Here is a 718-nt window from a genome sequence, read left to right on the forward strand (position 1 = left end):
CGGTACGATCACAGACAATAGAGACGGTACCTACACTTTCACTCCCGAAGCAGACTACAACGGGGCGGTGCATTTTTCTTACGAAGTACAAGATGCTCATGGTGGCAGTACGGCAGCGAGTGCTTCGCTGGATTTGGCAGCGGTAGCGGATGCGGCTGTCATTACCGGCCAAGATACGGGCTCTATCACCGAAGACCGCAATGTTGGGCATGACTCGGCACAGTCGATCCAGGTAATGGGCTCCCTCTCTGTCACTGACCCGGATGCAGGGCAAGACCATTTCATTGCAACAAACCCGATGGTTCGAAACGAAAAAGTCATCAGCGACCCTTTTCAAGGGGAGTTGCATATTGATCGTCACGGAAACTGGGATTATCGGGTTGCCAACGGAAACCCTGCGCTTCAGGCACTGAAAGAGGGTGAAACCCGAGATGTGATTTATGAAGTCAGGTCCGCCGATGGTACGACGCACAGAATCAATATCACGGTTACGGGAACCAATGATGCACCAATCGTAAGTGGTGACGCCAAATTAGCATCAGGAACCGAAGATACCGCAGTCACGTTAACTGAAGCACAACTGCTGGCTAACGCTTCGGATGTTGATCATGGTGAAACAGCAAAGTTAAGTGTGCATAACCTTAATGCAGATCACGGTACGATCACAGACAATAGAGACGGTACCTACACTTTCACTCCCGAAGCAGACTACAACGGG

1 protein-coding gene is annotated in these 718 nt (G+C 50.8%); it reads left to right on the forward strand.

What is annotated here, in order from left to right; all coding sequences use genetic code 11:
* On the forward strand, positions 1 to 718 hold a 718-nt coding region (locus A3750_RS03925), incomplete at both ends, for a cadherin-like domain-containing protein (protein WP_156498376.1).

This window comes from Oleiphilus sp. HI0079, from assembly GCF_001635105.1.